The organism is Streptomyces himastatinicus ATCC 53653, from assembly GCF_000158915.1.
Classification (GTDB): domain Bacteria; phylum Actinomycetota; class Actinomycetes; order Streptomycetales; family Streptomycetaceae; genus Streptomyces; species Streptomyces himastatinicus.
On record NZ_GG657754.1, the window covers coordinates 5,315,818 to 5,317,398 of the forward strand.

The window sequence follows — 1,581 nt, forward strand, 5'->3', positions numbered from 1 at the left end:
GTACGACCTCGTACTCCCCGCAGGGCTCCTCCTCCTCCGGGCCGTGCCGCCTGCTGAGGTCCATCGAGGCGAGTCTGCACACGAAGAAGTGCTGCACCTTGACGCCGTCCGGCGCGCCCCCCTCCGGGTGCGGGACGGTGTCCACGAAGGCGGGGACCACATCCGTCACCTTCGCGCCCAGCTCCTCGTCCACCTCGCGGTGCAGGGCCTGGACGACGGTGGTGTCCTCGGGCTCCACACCGCCGCCGGGGGTGATCCAGTACGGCTCCTGACCGGGCTTGGTCCGCTTGATCAGGATCATCCGCGGGTCGGTGTCGCCGTCGAGGAGGATGGCGCGGGCGGTGCGTTTGACCACGGGTCGTTCGGTCATGCAGGACATCTGCCGCAGCCGTCCCCGGCTGAAACCCCATACTCACCAGCCGACAGGTGCTCACCAGTCGACAGCGGCGCGCAGCAGCCACTCGTGCGCCCGCGCGACGTGCGGCACCGCGAGCCCACCGGTCCGCACCACCAGGAAGTACGTGCGCAGCGGCGGCACCGGCGGATTGAGCAGCGCCACCACCTCCCCGGCGTCGAGGGCGTCCATGCACAGGTAGCGCGGCAGTACGCCGAGCCCCGCGCCCTCCGCGACGCACGCCAGCACCGCCCGCAGATCGGGCGCGATGACCGTGCCGGAGGTGACCGGGCGGGCGTCGAAGACGGCCGACCAGTAGCGGCTGACCAGCGGCAGGCTCTCATGGACCTCGACCACGGGCAGCGCCTCCAGCGCGCTCGCGCCCTTGACCTGGAGGACCGCGGAGCCGCCGAGCCGGGCCGCCCAGCGCGGGGACGCGATCAGCACGTGCTCCTCGTCGCACAGCGGGGTGGCGGCCAGCAGCCGTCCGCGCGGCCGGGCGGTGGTGATGGCCAGGTCGTGGTGGCCCGCCCCGAGCCCCTTGAACAGCTCCTCGGAGCTGCCGAACGCGCACCGCAGCGCGAGCCCCTGGGTGACGAGCGTGGTGAGCGCGGGCAGGGCGCGCAGCGCGGTGAACTCCGGGGGACCGGCGAGGTGCAGGGTGCGCAGCGGGGAGTCGTCGTCAAGACCGGCCTCGGTGATCTCCACGAGCGCGTCGAGGTGGGGGGCGGTCTTGTGGGCCAGCTCCTCCCCGACGGTGGTGGGGATGACGCCGCGCGCCGTACGGAGGAACAGCGGCCGTCCCAGCTGCCGCTCCAGGGTGCGTATCTGGCCGGTGACGGCGGGCTGGGAGAGTCCGAGCAGTGCGGCGGCACGGGTGAAGGACCCGGCGCGGTGCACCGTGACAAACGTGCGTAAGAGGGCCAGATCCATGCGGTTCCCCTCGCCTCGGCGCACCCCCGCCGCATGCCAACTATAAATATGCCGATAGGTCCATGTCGCTACTGTGATTGGACACTGACGCTGAGTCAACTAGCCTTGTTCAAGCGGTTCTCCACGAGAAGAACCGGGGCGTCTCAAGCCACGAGGGGGGAGGCTTGAGACGCCCGCCAGGCGTACCCGCGCGCAAGCCGTACGGCTAGTTTCGGCCGCCTTCGGCCGCCGTCGCGCCGCCCTCAGCCGCCGTC

2 protein-coding genes are annotated in these 1,581 nt (G+C 71.7%); both read right to left on the reverse strand.

What is annotated here, in order from left to right; all coding sequences use genetic code 11:
* Positions 1-370 (reverse strand): NUDIX domain-containing protein (locus SSOG_RS47635; protein WP_009716528.1); only part of this gene is annotated, 370 nt, incomplete at its 3' end.
* A 60-nt stretch (positions 371-430) separates the two neighbouring features.
* A complete protein-coding gene (locus SSOG_RS22435) occupies positions 431-1,327 on the reverse strand; it encodes a LysR family transcriptional regulator (RefSeq protein ID WP_039938367.1) in 897 nt (298 codons plus the stop codon).
* Between the last annotated feature and the right edge of the window lie 254 nt (positions 1,328-1,581).

What these genes read in the sequence shown, in the direction of transcription:
- SSOG_RS22435 (WP_039938367.1), bottom strand. Translation starts at nt 1,327, where the DNA reads ATGGATCTGGCCCTCTTACGCACGTTTGTCACGGTGCACCGCGCCGGG.